This is a genomic window from Streptococcus suis (assembly GCF_002964045.1).
In the GTDB taxonomy this organism is placed as follows: Bacteria; Bacillota; Bacilli; order Lactobacillales; family Streptococcaceae; genus Streptococcus; species Streptococcus suis_U.
The window spans coordinates 1-283 of record NZ_POPB01000253.1 but is presented as its reverse complement, the minus strand read 5'-3'; the positions used below and the strand labels follow the sequence as shown (position 1 = coordinate 283).

Annotated in this window: 1 pseudogene; it reads left to right on the top strand. The window is 41.0% G+C overall.

The features are described 5' to 3' along the window. Positions 1-283, top strand: a pseudogene (locus C1E99_RS02490) (threonine/serine exporter family protein); the annotation flags it as partial.

The window sequence follows — 283 nt, the reverse complement described above, 5'->3', positions numbered from 1 at the left end:
TAGCTCATCTATCTTTCATTATTAGGACCAACTAATGTACTGATTGCAACCTTCCTTGCAGCAATTATCGGATCTTGCATTAGTCAAATCATGAGTATTTTACTTAAAACACCATCTGTTATTTTTTCACTTGCTATCCTAGCACCGCTTGTTCCAGGCTATCGAGCCTACATGACCACGACTTATTTCGTTTCTGGTGACCACGCTCAAGCCCTAACCAATATCACTACCGTCTTAACTTTAGCCTTAGTCATTCCCATCGGTATGGCCAGCGGAACAATAT